At 47.2% G+C, this 22861-nt stretch carries 25 protein-coding genes; 7 read left to right on the top strand and 18 right to left on the bottom strand.

From position 1 onward, the window contains the following. Positions 1-14: 14 nt before the first annotated feature. The gene (locus tag ODZ53_RS06315; RefSeq protein WP_015891573.1) at positions 15-1130 is read right to left on the bottom strand and encodes a DUF3900 domain-containing protein; all 1116 of its coding nucleotides are present in this window, start codon (positions 1128-1130) and stop codon (positions 15-17) included. A 110-nt stretch (positions 1131-1240) separates the two neighbouring features. On the opposite strand from ODZ53_RS06315, the gene ODZ53_RS06320 reads away from it, so the two are divergent. Further along, entirely contained in the window at positions 1241-2083 is an 843-nt protein-coding gene (locus ODZ53_RS06320; RefSeq protein ID WP_372676349.1) for a serine/threonine protein kinase, read from the top strand. A 33-nt stretch (positions 2084-2116) separates the two neighbouring features. On the opposite strand, the gene ODZ53_RS06325 is transcribed toward ODZ53_RS06320, so the two are convergent. The 3 genes from ODZ53_RS06325 to ODZ53_RS06335 all read right to left on the bottom strand — a co-directional run bounded on the left by ODZ53_RS06325 (position 2117) and on the right by ODZ53_RS06335 (position 3847). After that, on the bottom strand, positions 2117-2272 hold the full coding sequence (locus tag ODZ53_RS06325; protein ID WP_007718860.1) for a hypothetical protein: 156 nt from the start codon (positions 2270-2272) through the stop codon (positions 2117-2119). 36 nt (positions 2273-2308) lie between these two features. Further along, positions 2309-3553: a DEAD/DEAH box helicase gene (locus ODZ53_RS06330; RefSeq protein WP_372676350.1), complete on the bottom strand. Its 1245-nt coding sequence runs from the start codon at positions 3551-3553 to the stop codon at positions 2309-2311. Positions 3554-3703: 150 nt separating this feature from the next. Further along, complete coding sequence (locus tag ODZ53_RS06335) at positions 3704-3847, bottom strand: hypothetical protein (RefSeq protein WP_015891577.1); 144 nt, start codon at positions 3845-3847, stop codon at positions 3704-3706. A 134-nt stretch (positions 3848-3981) separates the two neighbouring features. On the opposite strand from ODZ53_RS06335, the gene ODZ53_RS06340 reads away from it, so the two are divergent. Further along, positions 3982-5052 (top strand): phosphodiester glycosidase family protein, encoded by a 1071-nt coding sequence (locus tag ODZ53_RS06340; RefSeq protein WP_372676351.1) that lies wholly within the window; start codon positions 3982-3984, stop codon positions 5050-5052. 37 nt (positions 5053-5089) lie between these two features. Continuing rightward, on the top strand, positions 5090-5605 hold the full coding sequence (locus tag ODZ53_RS06345) for a DUF6886 family protein (RefSeq protein WP_372676352.1): 516 nt from the start codon (positions 5090-5092) through the stop codon (positions 5603-5605). Between the two features lie 44 nt (positions 5606-5649). On the opposite strand, the gene ODZ53_RS06350 is transcribed toward ODZ53_RS06345, so the two are convergent. Beyond that, on the bottom strand, positions 5650-7221 hold the full coding sequence (locus tag ODZ53_RS06350) for an ABC-F family ATP-binding cassette domain-containing protein (protein ID WP_064202620.1): 1572 nt from the start codon (positions 7219-7221) through the stop codon (positions 5650-5652). A 38-nt stretch (positions 7222-7259) separates the two neighbouring features. Next, complete coding sequence (locus ODZ53_RS06355; protein WP_064202621.1) at positions 7260-8117, bottom strand: HEPN domain-containing protein; 858 nt, start codon at positions 8115-8117, stop codon at positions 7260-7262. Positions 8118-8351: 234 nt separating this feature from the next. Between ODZ53_RS06355 and ODZ53_RS06360 the strand changes: the two genes are divergently transcribed. After that, entirely contained in the window at positions 8352-8501 is a 150-nt protein-coding gene (locus ODZ53_RS06360; protein WP_015891582.1) for a hypothetical protein, read from the top strand. 129 nt (positions 8502-8630) lie between these two features. Beyond that, a complete protein-coding gene (locus tag ODZ53_RS06365; protein ID WP_372676353.1) occupies positions 8631-9386 on the top strand; it encodes a hypothetical protein in 756 nt (251 codons plus the stop codon). Here ODZ53_RS06365 and ODZ53_RS06370 read toward each other — a convergent pair. The 5 genes from ODZ53_RS06370 to pdhA all read right to left on the bottom strand — a co-directional run bounded on the left by ODZ53_RS06370 (position 9381) and on the right by pdhA (position 14640). Further along, positions 9381-9542, bottom strand: coding sequence for an aspartyl-phosphate phosphatase Spo0E family protein (locus ODZ53_RS06370; protein WP_015891584.1), 162 nt, complete (start codon positions 9540-9542; stop codon positions 9381-9383). The two genes, ODZ53_RS06365 and ODZ53_RS06370, sit on opposite strands and share 6 nt — an antisense overlap. 122 nt (positions 9543-9664) lie before the next feature. Beyond that, positions 9665-11074, bottom strand: coding sequence for a dihydrolipoyl dehydrogenase (gene lpdA / locus ODZ53_RS06375; RefSeq protein WP_372676354.1), 1410 nt, complete (start codon positions 11072-11074; stop codon positions 9665-9667). 6 nt (positions 11075-11080) lie between these two features. Then, positions 11081-12469 (bottom strand): dihydrolipoamide acetyltransferase family protein, encoded by a 1389-nt coding sequence (locus tag ODZ53_RS06380; protein WP_372676355.1) that lies wholly within the window; start codon positions 12467-12469, stop codon positions 11081-11083. Positions 12470-12570: 101 nt separating this feature from the next. Further along, positions 12571-13551 (bottom strand): alpha-ketoacid dehydrogenase subunit beta, encoded by a 981-nt coding sequence (locus ODZ53_RS06385; protein ID WP_007718902.1) that lies wholly within the window; start codon positions 13549-13551, stop codon positions 12571-12573. A 3-nt stretch (positions 13552-13554) separates the two neighbouring features. Next, positions 13555-14640 (bottom strand): pyruvate dehydrogenase (acetyl-transferring) E1 component subunit alpha, encoded by a 1086-nt coding sequence (gene pdhA / locus ODZ53_RS06390; RefSeq protein ID WP_015891588.1) that lies wholly within the window; start codon positions 14638-14640, stop codon positions 13555-13557. Positions 14641-14966: 326 nt separating this feature from the next. On the opposite strand from pdhA, the gene ODZ53_RS06395 reads away from it, so the two are divergent. After that, complete coding sequence (locus tag ODZ53_RS06395; protein ID WP_173624715.1) at positions 14967-15701, top strand: alpha/beta hydrolase; 735 nt, start codon at positions 14967-14969, stop codon at positions 15699-15701. Positions 15702-15704: 3 nt separating this feature from the next. On the opposite strand, the gene ODZ53_RS06400 is transcribed toward ODZ53_RS06395, so the two are convergent. From ODZ53_RS06400 to ltaE, 3 genes are all read right to left on the bottom strand, one after another. Continuing rightward, on the bottom strand, positions 15705-15902 hold the full coding sequence (locus ODZ53_RS06400; protein WP_015891590.1) for a hypothetical protein: 198 nt from the start codon (positions 15900-15902) through the stop codon (positions 15705-15707). A gap of 133 nt (positions 15903-16035) precedes the next feature. Further along, positions 16036-17679, bottom strand: coding sequence for a peptide ABC transporter substrate-binding protein (locus ODZ53_RS06405; protein WP_372676356.1), 1644 nt, complete (start codon positions 17677-17679; stop codon positions 16036-16038). Between the two features lie 230 nt (positions 17680-17909). After that, positions 17910-18935, bottom strand: coding sequence for a low-specificity L-threonine aldolase (ltaE, locus tag ODZ53_RS06410; RefSeq protein WP_372676357.1), 1026 nt, complete (start codon positions 18933-18935; stop codon positions 17910-17912). A gap of 122 nt (positions 18936-19057) precedes the next feature. On the opposite strand from ltaE, the gene ODZ53_RS06415 reads away from it, so the two are divergent. Beyond that, the gene (locus ODZ53_RS06415; protein ID WP_372676358.1) at positions 19058-19360 is read left to right on the top strand and encodes a HesB/IscA family protein; all 303 of its coding nucleotides are present in this window, start codon (positions 19058-19060) and stop codon (positions 19358-19360) included. Between the two features lie 63 nt (positions 19361-19423). Here ODZ53_RS06415 and ODZ53_RS06420 read toward each other — a convergent pair whose 3' ends face one another. The 4 genes from ODZ53_RS06420 to yneA all read right to left on the bottom strand — a co-directional run bounded on the left by ODZ53_RS06420 (position 19424) and on the right by yneA (position 22783). After that, the gene (locus tag ODZ53_RS06420) at positions 19424-21673 is read right to left on the bottom strand and encodes a HelD family protein (protein WP_372676359.1); all 2250 of its coding nucleotides are present in this window, start codon (positions 21671-21673) and stop codon (positions 19424-19426) included. Between the two features lie 38 nt (positions 21674-21711). Then, positions 21712-22077 carry a fluoride efflux transporter CrcB gene (gene crcB, locus ODZ53_RS06425; protein ID WP_199927756.1) on the bottom strand — a complete coding sequence of 122 codons (366 nt, stop codon included), beginning with the start codon at positions 22075-22077 and terminating at the stop codon, positions 21712-21714. A 96-nt stretch (positions 22078-22173) separates the two neighbouring features. Next, positions 22174-22371 (bottom strand): DUF896 domain-containing protein, encoded by a 198-nt coding sequence (locus ODZ53_RS06430; protein WP_007718933.1) that lies wholly within the window; start codon positions 22369-22371, stop codon positions 22174-22176. Positions 22372-22447: 76 nt separating this feature from the next. Beyond that, a complete protein-coding gene (yneA, locus tag ODZ53_RS06435) occupies positions 22448-22783 on the bottom strand; it encodes a cell division suppressor protein YneA (RefSeq protein WP_015891596.1) in 336 nt (111 codons plus the stop codon). Between the last annotated feature and the right edge of the window lie 78 nt (positions 22784-22861).

The raw sequence follows: 22861 nt of genomic DNA on the forward strand, positions 1-22861 counted from the left end.
CCCTTCCTCGTTTATTACCAAGGCGGATTATCGTCGTCCTCCGTTGGCGTGCTCATTGGGGTATACGCAACGTTTTGGCTTCGCTCTTCGATTTCTTTCACGATATCCGTCAATGCCTTTGGCTTTAAAAACTCAACAGGGGACATGCCACGCTCGAACTGTAGCTGCTCTCCTTCTAACAATACCAAATAACGTCCGTTTACTTTGGCGATATGCAGGTTGGTACCGTAATCGGCCAATAATGTGCGGATCTGCATATGATCCAGCTTGAACTTCAGCTCGACCTCTGGTTGGCGATCTGTAATGATTTGCATCGCTTCCATCACAGTCTCATGCTCCCATTTTTCTGCGAGCTCCCGCTTCGGACTTGCGGCAATGAGTTCGATGGCTTCTTCTTCCCTTACCCGTTCTTCCGACTCTTCGGGATACGTATATTCAATGTGCTGTCTTGCCAATGAAATGACTTCTTCAGAAACGATCTGCGTCATCGTTTGCGGATACTCGATAAAACGCAGAAATTCCTCGAAATACCGTGCGTGAGAGAACTGATGAATTTTCACATGATAAGGATCATTCATTCCCGATTCGATCATATACGGATACATCAGTGATTTCATGTTTTTGGCGTTAATCGCCATACGCACATTCGATATGAGGCTCTTCTCGTCTGTGATGACTGCTGTTTTTTGTTCGAAATCGCATTTTAAAATAAAGACATAGCGCTCATCAATCAGATCGAGCCTCGTCCGGACCACAATCATGACCCCGCCTCTCACCTGAGAGGTTCGTAAATATGACTGAATCAACTCCTGGCAGGGCTCCTTGCTCTCCCCTGGTGTCTCCGCTGCCAACAATCGATTCAAGAGGGCATAGTTGGGGTTCGAGTCCAATGGATGTCCAGGCTCCAGCACAAATTGACCCAGTTTTGTCGGCGTGCCTTCTGTCTTCGGATTCATCTCGACTTTTCTTTTCGCAATCCGGGCGAATTCCCCATCGAGAAAATCTTTCAGTTCGCTTTTCTGATATTCATCATGGCCCAAATAGCGCGTCATCCGCACTTGTTTTATGCCATCCTCTTCTTCAGGTTGTTCCATCAGATAAAAGGATAACCAATCAATTGTAAAATTCATACCCTTCGCTCCTGTCTGCATGTAACGAACTGATTATAGCAAACCTATTGAAAAAAAGGTCAGCTTTTTCAAATCATGATAAGATGAAGGGAGGAGGGGAAAATCAGACAATGTGGACTCGTATGAAGTCATGGTGGAATGAAAAAATACGCGATAAACCATATCGGCCCGGCCACCTGGCAGGACACTATGAAATAACAAAAGTACTGGGGATGGGAAGCTACGGGATTGCATATCTCGCAACGCACAACCCTACAGGTAATCAGGTTGTGCTGAAGCAAGTGAAACCCAGCCTGCGTCACACACCAAAAGGAGAAGCCATGCAGGCGTATGAAAAAAAGGTGCTGATGTCCCTCTCGCATCCGCAATTCCCTCGCTGTCTGGATTCCTTTACTTACCGGCAAGACTCGTTTATAGTCATGACTTATCTAGCAGGCCCGACACTCGAAGACATGTTGTTTGATCAAAACATCGTGGCTGATGAGCAAAAATGCGCCGAATGGATCCGCCAAATCGGGGAGCTCGTGGCCTACCTCCATATGCAAAATGTGATTCACCGCGACGTACGGATTCCCAACGTCATCTGGAAAGGGGACAAGCCGTACTTGATTGATTTTGGCCTCGCCAGGTTCGTTGGTGATCGACCGACATACACGGCTGATACCTTGTCCGCCTACCCGTCTGAAAAACAATTGAAGCGTGAAGTCGCTCCTTCCAGTGATTTGTACGCATTGGGACATTTCTTTTTATTTTTGCTCTATTCCGGATACGAATCGGAACCAGACGCACCAGAAAAAAGCTGGGAAGAGGAGCTTTCTTTATCTCCTCCGATTCGTATGATGATTCGGCGTTTGTTACAAATGGAGACCCCTTATGAGAGCGTTCAGGACTGGATAGAAGAGCTAGATCGCTATTTGATCCACTCCTATAAAAAAAGAGCAGGGCATCCGTAGACCTCACGGATTCTCCCTGCTCTTCTTCGTCCTTCACTCTGCAATCGGCTCTTGTTTCGCCTGTTCCATCTTTTCCTTCAGTTCCCCTGCTTCCTGGCGCAGCACTTGTCGTTCGTGTTTCGTCAGAACTTCTCCACCAACTGTGCCGTTTACCAGCAAATCCTCTTCATATAACCGATCTTTGCGCATGGAAACCTCCTGCAGACAAGTTGTGTGCTTCTTGTCCTACTTTGTTCCAAAGCTGCCCTTCTTATGTGCACGATTTTGATTCCGTTTGGCAGGGCTCGCATTTTTAGCTGGAGCTCCTGGCTTTTGTGCTGGCACGGGCTTTCGTACAGGACGTGGATCTTCCAGCGCTCCGTGGGTCATGAATTTTTCAGCGATAGGCAAGCCTGTTTGCTTGGAAAATTTTTGGATGATGAACTGTTCCTGTGGCGTAACGATCGAAAATACCAGTCCGGCACGCCCCATTCGCCCAGTTCGACCACTGCGATGAATGTACGTATCCGCATCCGATGCAGGATCATAATGCACAATACATTCCACACCTGGAATATCAATGCCACGTGCCGATACATCTGTCGTAATCAACACGGGGAATGCTCCGTCCCGGAATTGTTGCAGGGTGCGGGCACGCTCTTCTTTCGTAGCATCACGGTGCAAGAGTCTGCATGGCAAATTGTGGTAATTGAGCTTCGATACAATCTCGTCCACTTTTTCGATTTGGTTGACAAAAACAATGGAGGAGCGAACATTGACGAGGCGCAGCAAACGACGGAGCGTATCCACCTTTTTGCGTGGATCGGTGACCAAATACATGTGTGCTACTCCTGCGGCCCCTTCTGGTGCCGCTGCACGAATAACGGCAGCGTCTTTTGTAAAAATCTCAGCCGTATGTACGACTTCCTCTGCAATTGTCGCTGAGAATAACAGTCGTTGCGTATCACGCAGTGTTTTTTTCATAACCTCTTGAACTGGCTTGCCAAAGCCTGCATCCAGCATACGGTCTGCCTCGTCGACAACAACCGTCTTCACTTCATGGACCTTTAGCTTGCGCTGCTCAATCAGCTCCAACAGTCTTCCTGGTGTTGCTACGATCAATACAGGCTTCTTTTTTAGTTTCTCGATTTGGCGTTTCACATCGACACCGCCAATAATAGACATCACAGCCGTGTCCTTCCCTGGCAGAAGGCTTTCTGCTTCCCGCGCAATCTGAACAACGAGCTCATGCGTCGGTGCAAGTACAATGGCCTGTACATCTTTTTGCTCCATATTGACTTTCGATAAAATCGGCAATAGATAAGCAAACGTCTTGCCTGTCCCTGTCGGTGACTCAACCAAGGCATCTCGACCAGCCATAATCAACGGAATGGCTTCACTCTGTACCGGTGTCGGTGTTTCCATTTTTCGCTCTCGCAATATAGTCAACAGCGGTGCGCTAATTTGTAAATCTGCAAACGTGGTGCTCACAAAAACCCTCCTGGCATAAAGTCGTGCATTGGGTAAGCTTACCACACTTTGCAGGTAGAATACAGAGGTAAGCCAGTCCTCGTGAGTCAAGGTCCTTTTCTAGATAAAAAAACAGGCGAAATCCGCATTGGACTTCGCCTGACCTTCCTTCTACCCGTTATTGGAATCGAAACGGGTTTCCTGCTTCTCACCCTGGTCTTGACGGTCCCGGCTGGTGGTTTGGTTACGTGTCCCTTTTGGACTTTCCATGTACTCCTCTACTTCCTTTTGAAACTCCGCATCATAGTCACGCACACCTATCACCTCCTCCTCTTATTTTGACCAGGCTGATCACATATTATTTTCCTGAAACCTTTTTCCCGGTCATGCGTCTCTTCATATAGGAATGATAACTCTCGTACAATTTGTTAGATGGATGTGAATAGTGAATGGAGACGTTGTCTCGGACTCGCTCACGCAAGCGAGCCAACCGCAAAAGACCATGGCGTTGGGTTAAGAAATGGATGCTTGGCATAGCCTTAACCTTTACAACCTTGGCTCTACTGGGAATTATTTTTTTATTTGGAACGAAAAACGGCGTAGAATTACGCGAGTGGGCGGCAGGTACTTTGCTGACAACCCAGCACGATTACTGGGCCCCTTATACATTTTTACCCGATGAAAAACTGAAGGAACTAAAGCAGCAAATTACACATCCGACCGTTATCAATTCTGAGGATACAGGCTCAGCCACGGCAGGACCTACTATTCCGCCGAGATCGAATCTGGTAACTGTCACACTTCCAGAGAAACCAAAAGAGCTAATCGAGATCGAGGAAATTGACGTCTCGAAAGGCAGTTATTACTTTAAAGGAAAAATCATGTACATTAGCGACCCGAGCAGAGTACGGCTCGTCGTCACGAATCGCAAGGACCGTGGAGATTTGCTTGATGAGTTTGTAAAGAAAACAGGAGCCATCGGGATCGTCAATGCGAGTGGATTTTCAGACCCAGACGGCTACGGCAAAGGAGCACGAGCTTACGGCGTCGTCATCCACGAAGGAAAGATTTTGCAGGGCTACAACCCGAGAAGCGGAGAAACTGCGTTAGGGCTTACCTATGACGGTAAACTGGTTACAGGCAGCTATTCGGCCGAACAACTCGTGAAGATGGGCGTGCGTGACGCTGTGAGCTTCCGTCCGCAGTTAATTGTAAACGGGAAAAATATGTTTGAAGGAAAGCCTGCCAAGAGCTGGGGCATTCAACCGCGTACCGCGATTGGACAAAAAGAAGACGGGACGATTGTATTTGCAGTCATTGACGGTCGCCAACCCGGGCATTCCATCGGGGCGAGCATGAACGACATGGCGGAACTATTGGCTGAGCGGGGGGTGGTTACGGCAATGGCCATGGACGGAGGTTCCAGCTCCATGATGCTGCACAATGGTGAGGCCATCACGAAGACGTCTTCTCCCTATCATCGAGGCCGCTATTTGCCAAATGCGTGGGCAGTTTTTTAGAAAACGGCGGGGTTGATTTTGAGGAGGTTTCAAATTCTTGGACAAATTGTTTCACTATAGTGAAGACCCGGCCATTACGATTTTTCAGCCTCGTGCGCATCCCTCTCACCCCACACTTGCTCCGGCTGTATGGGCGATTGATGCAGAACGAGCTCCGATGTATTATTTACCGCGTGATTGCCCGAGGATTTGCTTTTACAAAAAAGCAAATTCTGAGCCGGCAGACGTCGAGCGCTTTCTTGGCTTGACGAGCGCTAAAATGGTTATTGCGATCGAAAGCAAATGGTATCCCGTGCTTACACAAACAACGCTATATGAATATACCTTCTCTCCAGAATCTTTTTATAGCTGGGACGAAGGTGCAGGCTACTATTTGTCAGAAGAAACTGTTTCGCCACTAGACGTAAGGCCATTAGGTGACCTTGTACACTGTCTTAGCCGATCGGATATTGAATTGCGCATCACCCCTTCGTTGATGCCGCTCCAGGATTCATTGCTACAAAGCAGTCTGCACTTTTCCATGATCCGTATGCGGAATGCGTCGCTCACATAAAAAAACAGGCAGTCTCACCCGATGGTGGCTGCCTGTTTTTGCTTTTACAATTTAATCGGTGTTTTTGCCTGCTCCAAACTCCATTTTTCAACATCCCACGTCTGTGTAACCCAATCCTCATAAAATTCAGGTTCGTGGCATACGAGAAGGACGGTCCCCTTGAACTCCTTCAAGGAGCGTTTGAGCTCTTCCTTGGCGACGACGTCCAAGTGGTTCGTCGGCTCGTCAAATACCAGCCAGTTGCTTTCACGCTGCAGTAATTTACAGAGACGAACTTTTGCTTGCTCGCCCCCGGACAGAGCGTTCATGTTACGATTGATATGCTCATTTTTCAAGCCACAACGTGCCAGCGCTCCGCGGACCTCATGGTTATTCATGGAAGGGAATTCATTCCATACATCATCAAGTGCAGTAATTGGCTTCGCCTTTACTTCTTGCTCGAAGTAAGCAGGATGGAGGAAATCACCTTTCTCCAGCTTTCCACCCAGCGGAGGAATCACACCCAGCAACGTTTTCAGCAGAGTAGACTTACCGACACCGTTCATGCCGACAATCGCTACTTTTTCACCGCGCTCCAGCTTCACACTAAGCTTTGGCAGCAATGCATGCGAATATCCGATCTCCAGGTTTTCAGCTTCGATGACAAAACGGCTACTCGCTCGGGATTCCTTAAAGATAAACGAAGGTTTCGCAGCCGTTTCCGGCTTATCGATGCGATCCATTTTATCGAGCTGCTTTTGACGGCTCTTCGCGCGACCGGTAGTAGACGCACGTGCCTTATTGCGCGCAATAAAGTCTTCCATTTTAGCGATTTCTTCCTGCTGCTTCTCAAATGCGTCAAAGTGCTGACTGCGTTTTGTCTCAGACTGTGCCAGGAAGGATTCGTAGTTCCCTGTGTAACGATTCAACTTGGTAAATTCCAAATGATAAATCACATTCACGACTTCGTTCATGAAGGTCGTGTCATGGGAAATCAGCATGAAAGCGTAAGGATATTCCTTCAAGTAGTTTTTCAACCACACGATATGCTCTTCGTCCAAGTAGTTTGTCGGCTCATCCAGCAACAGAACAGTTGGTTGTTCCAGCAGCAATTTTGCCAAAAGAACCTTGGTACGCTGACCACCGGAGAGGGATGCAACATCGCGCTCCAAACCGATTGCACTCAAACCCAAAGCGTTGGCGATTTCATCTACTTTTGCATCGATCAAGTAAAAGCCGCTAGTTTCCAGCTTGTCTTGAATTTCGCCCATGCGCTCCAGCAATTCTTCCAGTTCCTCTGGAGATGCCTCGGCCATCTTTTCACCAATCGTCATCAATTCAGCCTCTTGCTCCAACAACGGCAGAAAGGCATCCTTGAGTACGTCACGAATCGTTTTACCAGCTTGCAGCTTGGTATGCTGATCCAAATAACCGTATTCGATTTTGGGCATCCATTCAATACGACCGTTATCAGGCAAGTTTTGGCCTGTCAAAATCCCCATCATCGTTGATTTTCCGGTACCATTTGCGCCTACGAGTCCTACACGGTCATTCGGTTGCAAACGGAAAGATACATCGCGAAACAAAACACGGTCCCCAAAACCATGGGACAAATTCTCTACGATCAAAACACTCATGCTCTATTCTTCCTCCTGATCTGTTTCCTCTATGAGGCTTACAACAAAATTCTTTCAAAAAAAGCAGGAGCGTACCTTGCCACATAAGATTCGCCCGTAAATGCCAATTCGTCCAGCCTGACACGCATATCCTGAAGGTTGATGCTTTCCCCGGCGATATTCAAAATCGCGGCTCTTGTCATCGCCCTCAGAATCATGACTTCTTTTGCCAGCTTGTCACCAAACAGCTTTCCGCTATGCACAATCTCTGAGCGATGATTGTACGATTTTTTTACAAACTGTGCAATCTGTTCACGCTGCAAGGCAGTTTCTCCAAAATAGTACGCCATTCGGACACGCAATTTATAGGTAATCTCGCCTTTTTTGCCATCGGGAACGAACAAAGATTCTAATGCAATCCACAGATCCAACAACTGATCCTCGTAGTTTTTCTTCTCCAGCGAGAGCGCATAGCGCCGAAAAGCAAGGGATGGCAGCTTCTGTTCCACTAATGAAGTAAAAATACCCGCCGTTTCATCATCAAATGAGTACTTGTCACCATCAAGCGATCGCTTCAAATACGTAATACCATACATATTGCCATTGACCGTGATGATGTAAGGAATCGAACAAGTCCCCGTTGTGCACGCTAGATTCAGCTTATTTTCGATTTCTTCAATCCACACCCGATCATCCGTTACTTTCATCTCTTCGTGATCCCCAACTAAAAATAAACTGCTGGGATCTACACGCAAATCAAAGGTTCGCTTGTTCTCGTCCATCTCATTGCGTAAAAAACGAGACGCGATCTCATATGGTCTCTTTGCGCCGGATATGAGCGTGTACGAATTAGGCAAATCGATCCGAACGGGCTGTGCTGTTGTTGAATTGAATACGGGGGCGATTAAAACTGGCATAGTTCTCGCTCCTTCCAGACCAGCAGAGCTCGTTTATTGTTTACATAATAAATATTATGTTCTATAAACAGTATCGTGCCATTCTGTAATTTTGACAACATATCAATTCCTTCTAAATGTGGACATGCTTCCTTACCATACCAGTTTGGAACAACCTCATTATAGAATACCAGCATTTCCTATGATTCGTCATCATGTGTTTACGCCAAACTAGGTAAAGAAGGAGTTGATTTTATGGAAAAGGATCATATTCTAGATGAAAATCCGCATCAAACTTACAATAATGTAGCCCGCCCGCTAGAACAGACTGGCGAACCCCAGCCCGGCTCAAAAAAAGTGAAGCAGCAAAATCATTCTCGCTCCATTCAAACACGAGAAGGATAATGAATGGCACCTGGCTCCATTGCAGTCAGGTGCCTCTACCCTTCCTTTTTTTTACATCAAAAATGATTGAATTGTCCCACAAGGATGCACTATGATAAATTTAGTATCCTTGATGGAGGTTAAGTGAAGATGATCACCATTCCACTTCCGGGCAACCATAGCCCTCTTTCCAATTTGATCAGCTATAGTGTTTCTCCGCTGTACGAGATGGCTGCTAGTTTGTATACACTTGCCCAAGAGACACCTCCCGAGCGATTTGCGCATTGGACGGCAGAAAAAGTAGAGCAGTTTGAGTCTGCCCGTCTTTTAAAAGAATGGGGCTATTTTGTCCCCCTCTTTCGATATGGGATCCCTGACTCATTTGACCCCTTACATACAAAAGGTGTAATGGCTGTCGATGATCAATATGAGTACTTCGTAACACTTCCCACCGATCATTTTGTGCGTAGTATAAAACCGATCTTGGAGGAGTGGATATTGCATCACGATGCTCCTGTAGTTGCCTTCGATTTAGAAGAAGATGCCGATTATGTGAAAGGCCGTTTTAGCCTGTTCGTTTCATCTTATTGGCAGCTATTTTTTGAGGCGAATTGGGAGGCGATTGCTCCAAAATTTGTTCGTGAAGCTGAACGGATTTATTACTCTTTACAAGGAATCAAATCCCTTACTACCTATCTGCAATCCATTTCTCCCACAATTACTTATGATACAGAAACTCATCGGCTTACCTGTCCGAGTAATGGTCCTAGCTATGATGCGCAGCATCTGATTTTATATCCTAGCTATTATTATGCACAAGAGCCCACGCTTACGAAAAAAGGCTGGAATGCCCATTTGCTTTATTCCATCTCGGAAGTACCCACTCAACCAAAAACGCCCTCATGAAGGGCGTTTTTCATGTTGCATATGTGCGACAATTAATTTATCTAATTGTTGGCTGATTCTCACGATTTCAGGGTCAAGAAAATTGTAACCTGCATCTTTTGCTGCGCGCTCTAGTTTTAGTCGCAAGTCATCAATCATCCGACTCGTAATTTCCATGCTGCAGACCTCCACCTAACGTTGTCTCCCACTATTTTACATTATTTATGATCAGGTGGAAAGGGGAAGATGTGGAAGAAAAAGCCTTGCACCCATTTCCGGCACAAGGCTTTTTCCACTTCTTATTTCATGACGTGGATCGGACGACCCAGAGCCAATTCAGCAGCTTCCATTGTTACTTCACCCAGTGTTGGATGTGCGTGGATGGTCAGCTCGATGTCTTCGAGTGTTGCGCCCATTTCAATCGCCAATCCGATCTCTGCGATGATGTTGGATGCTTCTGGACCAACGATTTGCGCACCCAATACGAGATTCGTTTCTTTTTCTGCAATCAGCTTCACATAACCTTCGCCTGCATTTACAGACAGAGCGCGACCGTTTGCTGCGAATGGGAAACGACCTACAATGTAGTCGATGCCTTTTTCTTTTGCTTCTTTCTCATTGATTCCAACGCTTGCGATTTCTGGATCGCAGAATACAACCGCTGGAATCGCCTTGTAGTCAACTTCTGCAGGATGGCCAGCAATCGCCTCAGCAGCAACCTTACCTTCGTAGGAAGCTTTATGAGCCAATGCAGGACCTGCTACGATATCCCCGATCGCGTACACGTTAGGAATGCTCGTGCGGCCTTGCTTGTCGACAACGATCAACCCACGGTCAGTCATGTTCATGCCGATATCGCGAATACCGAGTTCATCTGTATTCGGACGGCGTCCAACAGTAACGAGTACGTATTCTGCCTCGATTTTTTGTTGCTCGCCTTTTACTTCTGCAGTTACGATCACGCCGTTTTCTGTCTCTTCCATTCCTTGTGCCAATGCTTTTGTATGGATGGTAACGTCGAGCTTTTTCAGCTTGCGTTCCACCAAACGTGGCATGTCTGGCTCAAATCCTGGCAAGATTTGATCGGAACCTTCCAAAATCGTAACTTTTGTACCAAACTTCGCGAACACAGTACCAAGCTCGATACCGATGTATCCGCCGCCGATTACCACAAGGCTCTTCGGCAGTTCAGTCATGGACAACGCTTCAGTAGAAGACATTACGCGTTTGCCAAACGGGAATGCAGGCAACTCGATTGGACGCGAACCAGTTGCAATGATGCAATGCTGGAAGCGATAACGGTTGACATCATAACCGTGGAATACACGCACTTCATTTTCACTTACGAACAGCGCTTCACCAGGGATTACCTGGATTTTGTTGCCTTTGAAGAGGGAGCCTACGCCACCAGTCAGTTGCTTCACGATGCCGCTCTTCCACTCTTGTACTTTGGCAAAATCCACTTTTACATTTTCCATGGTGATACCCATGGATTCTGTATGTTGTGTGTGCTCATATGTGTGTGCAGCGTGGATCATCGCTTTGGAAGGGATGCAACCTACGTTCAGGCACACGCCACCCAGTTCACCTTTTTCCACGACAGCTACTGTTTTACCAAGTTGAGCTGCACGAATCGCTGCAACATATCCACCTGGACCGGCACCGATTACGAGTACGTCAACCTCTGTAGTAAATTCACCTACTACCATTGTCTCTTATCCCTCCATGACGAGCAGCGTTGGGTTTTCGAGGAGCTGCTTCACGTAGTTGACGAAACGCTGTGCAGGTTCGCCATCAACCAAACGGTGGTCAAAGCTCAAGGACAGGTGCAACATTTGACCTACCGCGATTTCTCCATTTTTCACAATCGGTTTTTCGCTAATGCGGCCAACACCCAGAATAGCGACTTCTGGATAGTTAATGATAGGCGTGAAGAACATACCACCCGCAGAACCGATGTTTGTGATGCTGAAAGTAGAACCTTTCAGCTCGTCAGCAGTCGCTTTGCGGTCGCGTGCTTTCTTCGCCAGCTCGCCGATTTCGCCTGCGATTTGGAAGATGGATTTGCTGTCAGCGGATTTCACAACTGGAACAAGCAAGCCTTCTTCTGTCGAGGTAGCGATACCAATGTTGTAGTACTTTTTAAAGATGATTTCTTGTTTTTCATCGTCGATAGAAGCGTTGAGTTCTGGGAATTTCTTCAGACCAGCTACAACTGCTTTCACGATCATAGGCAGGTAAGTCAGCTTCACACCACGCTCTTCAGCAAGTGGCTTCGCATCTTTACGCATAGCGACAAGCGCTGTAACATCCACTTCGTCGAAGATCGTTACGTGTGGTGCTGTGTAAGCAGATTTCACCATTGCTTTCGCGATTGCTTTACGCATACCTTTCATCGGAACGCGCTCTTCCAGCTCGCCTGCTGTAGGTGCGTGGTGAACAGTTGGAGCCGCTGCTGCTTGTGCTACACCTGTAGCTGCTGCAGGAGCTTCAGTAGTTACTGGAGCTGCCGCTGCTTGTGCAGTTGGTGCTACTGATCCACCAGATACGAAGCGATCTACGTCTTCGCGTGTGATGCGACCCAATTTGCCTGTACCAGGTACATTAGCCAATTGAACGCCTTTTTCACGAGCGTATTTGCGAACGGAAGGCGTAGCCAACACGTGTTTACGGTCAATTGGTGCCGCTACTGCTGTTGCAGTTGCTTGTGCCATTGGCGTTTCCAGAGTTTGGTTCGCATTTGCGCTCACTTGGGAACCGATGTCGCAGCCTGGCTCCATTTTTTCTGCAGCTTCAGGCGCTGGTGCCGCTTCAGCAGCGTGGGAATCGCCATGACCATGGTCTGGCAGGTTCGGAATCTCGCCTTCTACGTCAAACTCGATCAGTGGATCGCCGACTACGGAAACCGTACCCTCGGTTACTTTCAATTCGATAACTTTTCCTTTAACAGGCGATGGTACTTCTACAACCGCCTTGTCATTTTGTACTTCCATGATGACTTGGTCTTCTTCAACGGAATCTCCGGGCTGCACGTGCCATTTGACGATTTCGCCTTCATGGATACCCTCGCCGAGCTCCGGGAGTCTGAATGTAAAACGACTCACAGTATCTCCTCCTTATAACACTTCGCCATAGTAGTAAGCCTATATTTCCCAAAAGAAGGCGGAAAGCTTTCAACTTTTCCGCCATTATGTCTGTTTCTCAATTAAAAATCGAGGACTTGTGTCAGACCATCTACTACGCGTTTTACGTCAGGCAGCCAAACATCTTCTGCTTGAGCAAACGGGTAAACGGTATCTGGTGCTGTAATACGCAGTACTGGTGCTTCGAGGTGCAGGATCGCACGCTCGTTGATTTGCGTGATGATTTCAGCCGCAACACCAGACGTTTTTTGTGCTTCTTGAACCACAATCGCACGATTTGTTTTCTTCACAGAAGCTACGATCGTATCGATATCGAGTGGGCTGATGGTGCGCAGGTCGATTACTTCTACTTTTGCTCCACGAGCTTTCTCGATTTCTTCTGCTGCTTTCAGGCTGGTATGCACCATCGCACCATAGGTGATGATGGTAACATCGCTACCTTCTTTTACTACGTTTGCTTTGCCAAGTGGAATCGTGTACTCGCCTTCTGGAACTTCTTGACGGAAGGAACGGTACAGCTTCATGTGCTCCAGGAATACAACTGGATCGTTGTCGCGAATCGCGGAGATCAACAGTCCTTTTGCATCATATGGGTTGGAAGGGATAACCACTTTCAGACCCGGAGTTTGCAGCATCAAACCTTCCAAAGAGTCCGCATGCAGTTCAGGCGTTTTTACACCGCCACCAAATGGGGAGCGGAATGTAATTGGGCTCGTGAAGCGACCACCAGAACGGTAGCGCATACGGGAAGATTGGGATGCTACAGCATCAAACGTTTCAAATACGAAACCGAAGAACTGAATTTCTGCTACTGGACGGAAGCCGTTGATGGAAAGACCGACAGCCAAACCGCCGATTCCGGACTCAGCGAGTGGCGTATCGAATACGCGCTGCTCACCGAACTCAGCTTGCAGACCTTCTGTTGCACGGAACACCCCGCCGTTGTTACCTACGTCTTCACCGAAGACAAGAACGGTTTCATCGCGCTTCAACTCTACGCGCATTGCATCCGTAATGGCTTGAACCATTGTCATTTGTGCCATGGCTTATTTCGACTCCTTCGCCAGGAATTCTGCCTTTTGCTCTTCGAGTGCAGGCGGCAGTGTCTCAAACATTACATCGATCAGTTCGCTAACTTTCATCTTAGGTGTTTCGTCCGCTTTTTTGATTGCGTCCGCAACAGCTGCTTTCGCTTCTTCGATGACAGCTTCTTCGTCTTTTTCGCTCCAGAGGCCTTTTGCCTCTAGGAACTTGCGGAAACGGATCAGTGGATCGCGCAGTTCCCACTCGCTTTGCTCTTCACCTGTACGGTAACGAGTTGGGTCGTCACCAGCCATGGTATGAGGACCATAGCGGTACGTCATTGCTTCGATCAGAGTCGCACCTTCGCCATTCACGCCGCGCTCTTTTGCTTGTTGAACCGCGTAGTAAACCGCGAGAATGTCCATACCGTCAACGCGTTCGCTAGCAATACCAGCCGCTACTGCTTTGACTGCGATATTTTCAGAAGCCGTTTGTTTTTCGAACGGCAGGGAGATCGCATAACCGTTGTTTTGGGAGAAGAAGATAACAGGCAGTTTGTATACACCTGCAAAGTTCATACCCTCGTAGAAGTCACCTTGGGAAGTTGCACCGTCACCAAAGTAGTTGATCGCCACTTTCTTTTCACCGCGCAGCTTGTAACCCATTGCAACACCTGTTGCTTGTGTACATTGAGCCGCGATGATGATTTGTGGCATCAATACGTTTACACCTTCGGGAATTTTGCCACCCTCGATGTGTCCGCGGGAGTACAGGAATGCCTTGTGCATAGGGTAACCATGCCATACCATTTGTGGAATATCACGGTAGCTAGGCAGGACAAAGTCTTCTTTGGAAAGAGCAGCCTCAGAACCGATCATGCTTGCTTCTTGACCAGCTACTGGTGCATAGAAACCAAGACGACCTTGGCGGTTCAAGCTAATTGCGCGTTGGTCCCATACACGGGTAAATACCATTTTACGCATCAGTTCACGCAATTCATCATCGGAGAGCTTCGGCATCAAGTCAGGACGAACAACCGTACCATCCGGGGCAAGAATTTGCAGCGGGGCGTTGTTCTCTGTTTGTTCAACAGCAGTGGATACGCTCATCACATTCACCTCGTCACTAGAATAAGGGGCTTCCTTTTCCGCGTTGCCCTTTGTCATCTATCTGAGCATCTGCTCAATAAGCGACGAATGCCATTCGCGGGCGGAAGTGACCCTGATAAAATCCAGAAGAAAGTTGCATGGTGCAAGAAAGGGCTTACAGCGCCGTTTGCAACACCCTGTTATATTGCAGTCAAAATACCTGTTTAATGTGTTACAGTATTGATATTACAGGGTTTATTTCCTCTCTGTTATCATTTACTATATAAGCTGTATCAGTTTTTTTCAAGGCTTAGTTTTTTATTTGAGCAATCAGGGAGTGTGAATCGATGTCTGATTATGTAAAGCGAACCATCATGAAAGAAGAAGTGCCTAGCATCCACGTGGACACTCCCCGCTCGGTCAAAGTATACCTACCGCCGGGGTACAATGAGCTTCTTTCTTACCCTGTTGTGTATTGCCAGGATGGGAATGACTTTTTTACGATGGGACGAATCGCGACCATCTCCAATCAACTGATTCTGGAAGAAGGTATCGAACCCTACATCGTTGTCGGTGTCTCCGTCGATCGCAACAAGCGCACAAGCGAGTATTCTCCATCGGGGTCGAGAAATGCAGCCTATCAGCGATTTTTCACCGAAGAACTGATTCCTTACATAGAGGAGCGTTATCCTGTGCGCCGTGATCCTGGTTCACGCATACTGGCAGGAGATTCTTTGGGTGGAACTGTTTCTTTGCATCTCGCATTGGAACATCCCGATCTCTTTCCACAAGTACTCGCGTTGTCCGGGGCATTTTTCCAAACAACACTCGATCCACTTTTGAATCAGGCCAGTCTTTCCTGGCTGCGAATCTGGATGGTCGTCGGCCTCGATGAGACTGCTGTAGAAACAAGCGCGGGTACCTTCGATTTCGTGCACTGGAATCGCGAGGCAAAACAGATTCTTGAAGACAAGCAAGCAACCTTGTCCTATCGAGAAAAACCAGGGAATCACGTCTGGGGTTTGTGGCAAAAAGAGCTGCCAGATGCCTTGCGCTACTTCTTCCCACCTCCCCGTCTGTAACCATTACGAGCCATTGATTTCTTTGATGTCCTCGTACCCGTAGTAACGGCCATCCACCAGGAAAATGCCTTGGTGGTTGGCTTTTTCAATTTCGCCCGCAACCTGATTGGCGTCGTTTAGGACGATGTTGACAATCTTGCTCTCGTCCCGTTTCATTTGATTGAGAATGCGTTCTCGCTCTTTAGCCGAGATCATATCCATCCCTCTTTTCCCCTATGTTGGATAGCTATAGTATTTCATTGGCGGCTCTGAATTACACACATGTGAGTTAGCCGAATGGAACCAAAAAAAGCCTCGCCGCTCTCCAAGTTTCCGGATACGGCAAGACTCTTTTTTATTGTTCGATGGTTGTATATTTAAAATCCCTACCACCAAACGGGTTGATCAAAAATCCTTTGACTTTGTCAGTTTTTATATACGGTCTTGCGCCATAATACACTGGGGCAATCGGCATTTCCTCCATTAAGATGGTCTCTGCCTCACGCATGATCGCATTACGCTTCGTCGAATCTTTTTCCAAGTAACTTTGGACGATTAGCTCCCGGTATCTGTCGTTTTCCCAAGCAGCGTCGTTCGTACCCACTGTTTTGTCTTTGAATATTTCCAGGAAATTGATGGGGTCGTTAAAATCAGCACCCCAATTTCGGTAGGCAAACTGATAGTTTTTGGAGCGCTTGTTTTGTAAAAATACTTTTTCCTCCAAGCCACTGATTTTCACATCCACACCCAAGCTTCTTTTCCATTGATCTTGAAGCACTTCAGCCAGCTTTTTCTGACGATCGTCACCTGAACCATACGTGAATGTCACGGTAGGCATCGTCGAAAGCCCCAGCTCCTTTAACCCTTCATCCAATAACTGTTTCGCCTTCTCTACATCCTCTTGAAAATAGTCATTTCCGCTAAGTTGCATGGAGGGCGGAACCCATGCAAAAGCCGCTGGCACCCCTGTCTGCACAATTCCGTCTACCAAAGGCTGCCGTTGGATCGAATACGAGAAGGCTTGTCGAATCTTTTTATTCGTAAATGGGGACACGGTTGTATTAAAGGTAACTGCAACTGTGTTCGGATACGGCGCCATTACGATTTTTCCTTCCTCCTGCAAGGCGGGAATCACGTCGACGGGCAACACGTAGCTTGGATGCCCTCCCCAATCCAAATCGCCAGAGTCAAACAACGCTTGAGCGGTATTGGTATCCGTAATCATGCTCCAGACGATCTTGTCGAGCTTCACAGCTTCTTTGTCATGATAATTCTCGTTTTTCACAAGAACCAATTTGTTTTTATGCTCCCACAGCTCCATTTTGAATGGGCCGTTGCCTACGTAGTTGTCTGGAGACGCTGCCCAATCCGGATGTGCCTCCAAGGTCTTTTTATGTAAAGGAAACAATGTCGGGAAAGCCGTCAATTCATAAAAAAACGGAGCTGGCGAATTGAGCTTGACCTCTAATGTAAAATCATCTAGTGCTTTAACCCCTACGCCTTCATGCGATCCTTTCCCTGTGTTAAATTCCTCTGCCCCTTTAATGAAATAAAGCATATAGGCATATTCGGACGCTGTCTTCGGGTCGAGATTTCTTTTCCAGGCGAACTCAAAGTCATGGGCGGTTACCGAATCTCCGTTGCTCCATAACGCATTTGTTTTCAATTTGAATGTGTACGTCGTCAAATCCGCGGATACCGTATAACTGTCGGCGATTGCGTTAGCTATTTTTCCATCCGGTCCATAGCGAGTCAGTCCTTCAAAACAGGCAGTAATGACATCAAAGGAGGTACCATCGGAAGCAAGTCCGGGATCCGCTGTCGGAGGCTCTCCACCGTCTGCGTTCCAATTCAATACCATCTCTTTTCCCGTTGGCTGCACTGTTTGAGATGCCTGATCATTTGGTTTCTTCGTTACCGCCGTTTCACTTGTACTACATCCCGTAATAACTTGAAGCAGCAAGAAACAGCTCAAAATGAAGCTCATCCTCTTTCTCATCGAGACAATCCCCCTTGATTCCATTCGATTCCATACACCAGTAAATACTATTGCTTTATCACACTACTATGATAACGCAAGTGTAGGAGAAACAAATCAGACGGTATGGCGAAAAACAGATCGTGTATAGACTCTTATTTTGTACAAATTGTCTAACTATTTAGAATTGATGGTTGAAGCAAAGAAAAAAGCCAGTCTTCCCTTCGACTGGCTACAAGCGTTTGATACAATTACACCGTTACCAATAATTCCTCTACTGCTTCCACAACGGTCTTGATATGTTGATCGCTAATGTGTCGATGCGTCGTAAAGCGAATGACATACTCGTCAAAATCGACCGCGAGCACTCCTTTTTCCTCCAAACGTTTCAAGAAGGCGACAGCTGTTTGTCCAATCGAGCCCGTATTCACCAGCACGATATTCGACTCGACTTGCTCCACCTGAAGCGATAGCTGGCGCAAGCCTTTCGCCAATTGCTGTGCCCGTTCATGATCTACTGCCAATCGTTCGGTCATTTGTGTCAGAGCAATGATGCCCGGCGCTGCCAAATACCCTGCCTGACGCAACCCCCCGCCTAATTTTTTTCTCCACCATCTCGCTTCTTCGATAAACGCACGTTCACCAGCCAAAATGGAACCAACTGGAGCACTCAGCCCTTTGGACAAGCAAATCTGAACGGTATCGGCATAAGCGCTAAGCTCACTGACTGCAACACCTTGTGCCACAGCCGCATTGAAGAGACGCGCACCGTCCAAATGAACGGGAACACCGTGTTTTTGCGCGATCTCATAGACGCTCTTCATTTGCGCAACAGAGATTACCGCCCCGCCCGCGCGATTATGTGTATTTTCGAGACAGATCAATTTTGTCCGAGGAAAATGGATATTGTTGCCCCGAATCGCCCTCTCTACCTCTTCTGCACGCAGAGCACCGCGTTCACCAACCAGCGTCCGTGTTTGCACGCCAGCCAATGCCGACATTGCGCCGCCTTCATAGTAAAAAATGTGCGAATCCGCTTCCGCAATGACTTCGTCTCCGTTGACACAATGCGTCAAAACAGCGACCTGATTACCTTGCGTGCCACTTGTTACGAACAGCGCAGCTTCCTTTCCGAGTATTTCAGCCGCGATCGCTTCCAAACGATTGACAGTTGGGTCCTCCCGGTAAACATCATCCCCAACCTCCGCTTCCGCCATTGCTCGAAGCATCTCCTCGGTTGGCTTCGTAACGGTATCACTTCGTAAATCGATTTTCATAAATCATTCTCCCCCACCCTGTTGTCATTCTCTAGACATACGTAACACTTTCAACATTGCATCCTGATTTCCCTCTTGCTAAGATGGAGGGGTAACTTACATACAGTTAGGGGATTTGACCTGTGAAACTAAAAATCACTCGTAACGCTGCCAAGCAATTGGCTCCAATCATCGAGCAAGAAGAAGACAAAGAATTGAAACTGCGCGTTTATATTACGCACGCTCACGGTGATCATGCACATTACGGACTCGCTCTGGACAAGCCAACAGAAGAAGATGTTGTGATCTCTACCGACAAAGAGATCGATGTGATCGTGAAAAAGGATGAGCCATTGCTGGATGGCGTCGTCATTGATTACCTCTTCTTGCCAGAAGAAGGTTTTGTGATTACGAACCCTTCTAAAGGTAACACAGGTGACCACTAAGCATGATACAGATAAACCCTCTGCTTTTTTACAGGCAGAGGGTTTTCTTTGATGAGTAAATTCTTATTCGTCAGTAGCCATGGTGTACAGCACTGCCGGTAAACCTTTCAGCAGCGGTGAAGAAACGTCATCAACCTGCGTCATAACAAGGCGATGGACTGGACGTGTCATCGCGACATACAATAGCTTCGCGTCCCATTCATTATTTTGATAGGCGTCCACATCAAGCAAAATGACCACATCAAACTGCAAGCCTTTTGTTAAAAAAGCAGGCATGACGGTTACGCCCCCCGGAAATTGGTTATCCTTGCTGCCTAACAGAGTCAGATCAGCTATCTTGCCTTGCAGGCCTTTATGTGCTTTTTTACTCGCTAGGATCGTTTTCGCCACGATCGCAATCGTTTTGAAGCCTTCCGACTGGTAGTCTGCCACACGCGAAGAGATGTCCTCCCACAGTTGCGTTCTTGAACGAGCCTTGACCATGATTGGTTTTTCACCATGACGCAAAACCGGTTTTGCCAATACCGTCTCGGGCAATTCAATTTGCCGCAACACTTCGTTAGCACAGCGCATAATCTCAATTGTCGAACGATAGCTTTGCGACAACGTATAATAGGAAGGTAACAGCTGTGCAAATATCCCCTTGGTCAACTCTTCCCAGGCATGAATTCCTCGGTAGCTATGAATGCCTTGCGCAATATCTCCCACGATCGTGAGCGAGTTTCGCTTGGTTGCCAATGCGATGACAGCTATTTCTAACGCACTCAAGTCTTGTGCTTCATCCACGACCGTATGATCAAAATGCTCCGCCTTATTCATTCCTTCCACAATATGCTGCAAGTACAGCAATGGCGCGATATCTTCGGGCTCCAATCTCTCCTCTGCAAACAGCGCAGCACTTGACTGAGTCACATCACGCACAACTTCGTCTGAAATGTCAGCAGGTGCGAGTTTGCGCAGCAATTCCTCATCAGCAATCAGCTCGCGATAAGCTGTGAAGATTTCCAGTCTCGGAAACGAAGTCAGGTACGTATCCAGGATTTGCTCCAGCATTTTCTCGAATTTGTACAAGCCTTCTTTGTCCAAATCGACTTTTCGTTCTCGTAAATGGGCAAATAATTGCTTGTTCATTTCTTGTTTTAAATGCTTGCGAAGCGCTTCTACTCGTCGATGATACGGCATATTGGCGAATTGCTCCAAGAAGCATTGGCGAATAAAATCACCCGGAATGGAAAAGACTTGCTTTGTTTTGTTGTATAAAAAGCTGAGTTTCTTAAAAGGGATTCTCGTTTCGACGATATGCCGAATGTATTGCTCCAGCGCCTCCCGACAAGCGAGCGATCCTTTGAAGCGAAGCCTGTTTCGCGTCATTTCTTTCTGGCGCTCGTCCTGCCCCTCTTCGAAGAACAATTGAAGAGGCTTATCCGGACTCACGATTCTCCATCCTTTTGGTAGCAGAGGCTTCACGAGACGCGCTGCCCAATCTACAAAGGTAGACTGTTGAACGTCATCGACTCCCAACTCCGGCAAAACCTCGGATATATAGGTAAGAAACATCCGGTTTGGCGCAAACACCATGAATTTTTTGGACATCATGGAATCCTGGAAGTTATAAATCAAATAGGAGAGTCGGTGCAGCGCAATGGTCGTTTTTCCGCTCCCCGCTACTCCTTGCACGACAATGGGCCGTTCTTTTTCCGCCCGAATAATATCATTTTGCTCGGATTGAATGGTAGCGACGATGTCTTTTAGCCTGCTATCGTTCGCCTGATTTAGATTGGCTGCCAAAAATTCATCGATGAAGCCCTCCTGCAAAAACTCGTCAGGATGCCCCATTTCGCGGTTAATTGTTTCTTTTACCGCTCCATCATAGATGCCGACGATCTTTCCGTCTTCAATCGCAAAATTACGCTTTAATCGAACTTCACCACGCACGATCTCGCGCCCCATCCGATAAAACGCGTCTTTGCTCTCACCAGAATAATAAAGACTGGCGATAGGCGCACGCCAATCCACGACGACAGAATCAAATGTATCGCTGCGTACAATTCCCCGTTTTCCTATGTAGACCTGATCCAGCTCGTAGATTTCATCCTTCAAGAAGTCCACTCTGCCGAAATAAGGCTTCTCTCGCCCCTGATCTTCCAGATAGCGCAAATCCTTTGCCTTTTTAGAGTTAACGACCTGTTTCACATAGTCATCGGTTGCCTCGCGAATTTCATTGCGAAGCTGCTCCATTTCTTCATCAATAGCTGAAATGGTTTCATCCAGCTTTTTTTGTTCCCATTCATAATCACGATGCTGTGTACTCACCTTCATTCCCCCTCACATGTATCGTGTATTTGAACGTATCAGGACCATTGCCTGGCCAGCCATATTCCAACCGCACATGAAAGTAGACCGACTCCCAAACTGAGAAGAGCATATAATGTGCCCCGCAACAGATGTCCTTCTCCCCAAAAAGTGACCACTTCCAAGGAGAAGCTAGAGAAAGTCGTAAATCCTCCCATGACACCCGTTGCAAATAAGAGATAGAGTGTTGGAGATAAAATGCCACGTTCTTTCCCCAGCACGAACAAGATGCCAATGATCATGGATCCACAAACATTGGCGATCCAGGTTCCCCACGGCCATTCCGGCTGATTTGCGAGTAAAGACAATAGGTAGCGCACAAGAGAGCCAACTGCTCCGCCAACCGCCACAGCTATCCACGCCATCGCTATCCCTCCCTGGCTATCAAAGCGTTATGTATGTCACAGAAAAAGACACCCTAGCGTCAAGCGAGGATGTCTGTCGTATCAGTAATTGTTATCTTACTGTTTTGGCTTATTTTCTTCAAGGTCTTCCACATAACGGATGGAATCCAAATTTGCTCTCAGTGAAAGCTTAACGGCGTCAATGTACTTTTGGCGCAATGCTTTTTGCTCGAGCTTTTCTTCTTCGGTTAAACCTTCTTCGCGAGATTTTTTGACCAATTCGTTAATGCGTTTAATTTCTGCGTCAGATACCACTGCTGGTTCCTCCCACTCTGTAGTAGTGCCGCTTCATTATACCACATTCGAATGATCTCGCAAGACAGCCGAACACTTACGGCATATCAGGCATGATCAGAGTCTGACCCGGATAAATCCAGTTGCTATCCAAGCCGTTCGCTTCCTTGATTTCTATGATATAGTCACGAACATCCGTATGCTGATCTGAGTAGCGAACAGCTAACGACCATAGACTATCTCCGGATTGTACGGTTACTTCTATGCCTTGTGGCTCGTCCATTGGCGAAGCAGCAAACACTAGTTCGGTCAACAAGTAAAAAAAGAGAGTAAATGTAATAAGAAACAAGAGTGCTTGACCTCTCGTGATACCAAAACGAACACGACGTTCTTCTTTTTTCTCGAAACGATTACGTACTGTCGATGAATTCATGATAATGGCCTCCTTGCAAACATACGTTCTGTTCTCTTGTAAGCTCATAATAAATGAGAACATATGTTCATGTCAACA

The organism is Brevibacillus sp. BD137 (genome assembly GCF_041644655.1).
Lineage (GTDB): Bacteria > Bacillota > Bacilli > Brevibacillales > Brevibacillaceae > Brevibacillus > Brevibacillus brevis_D.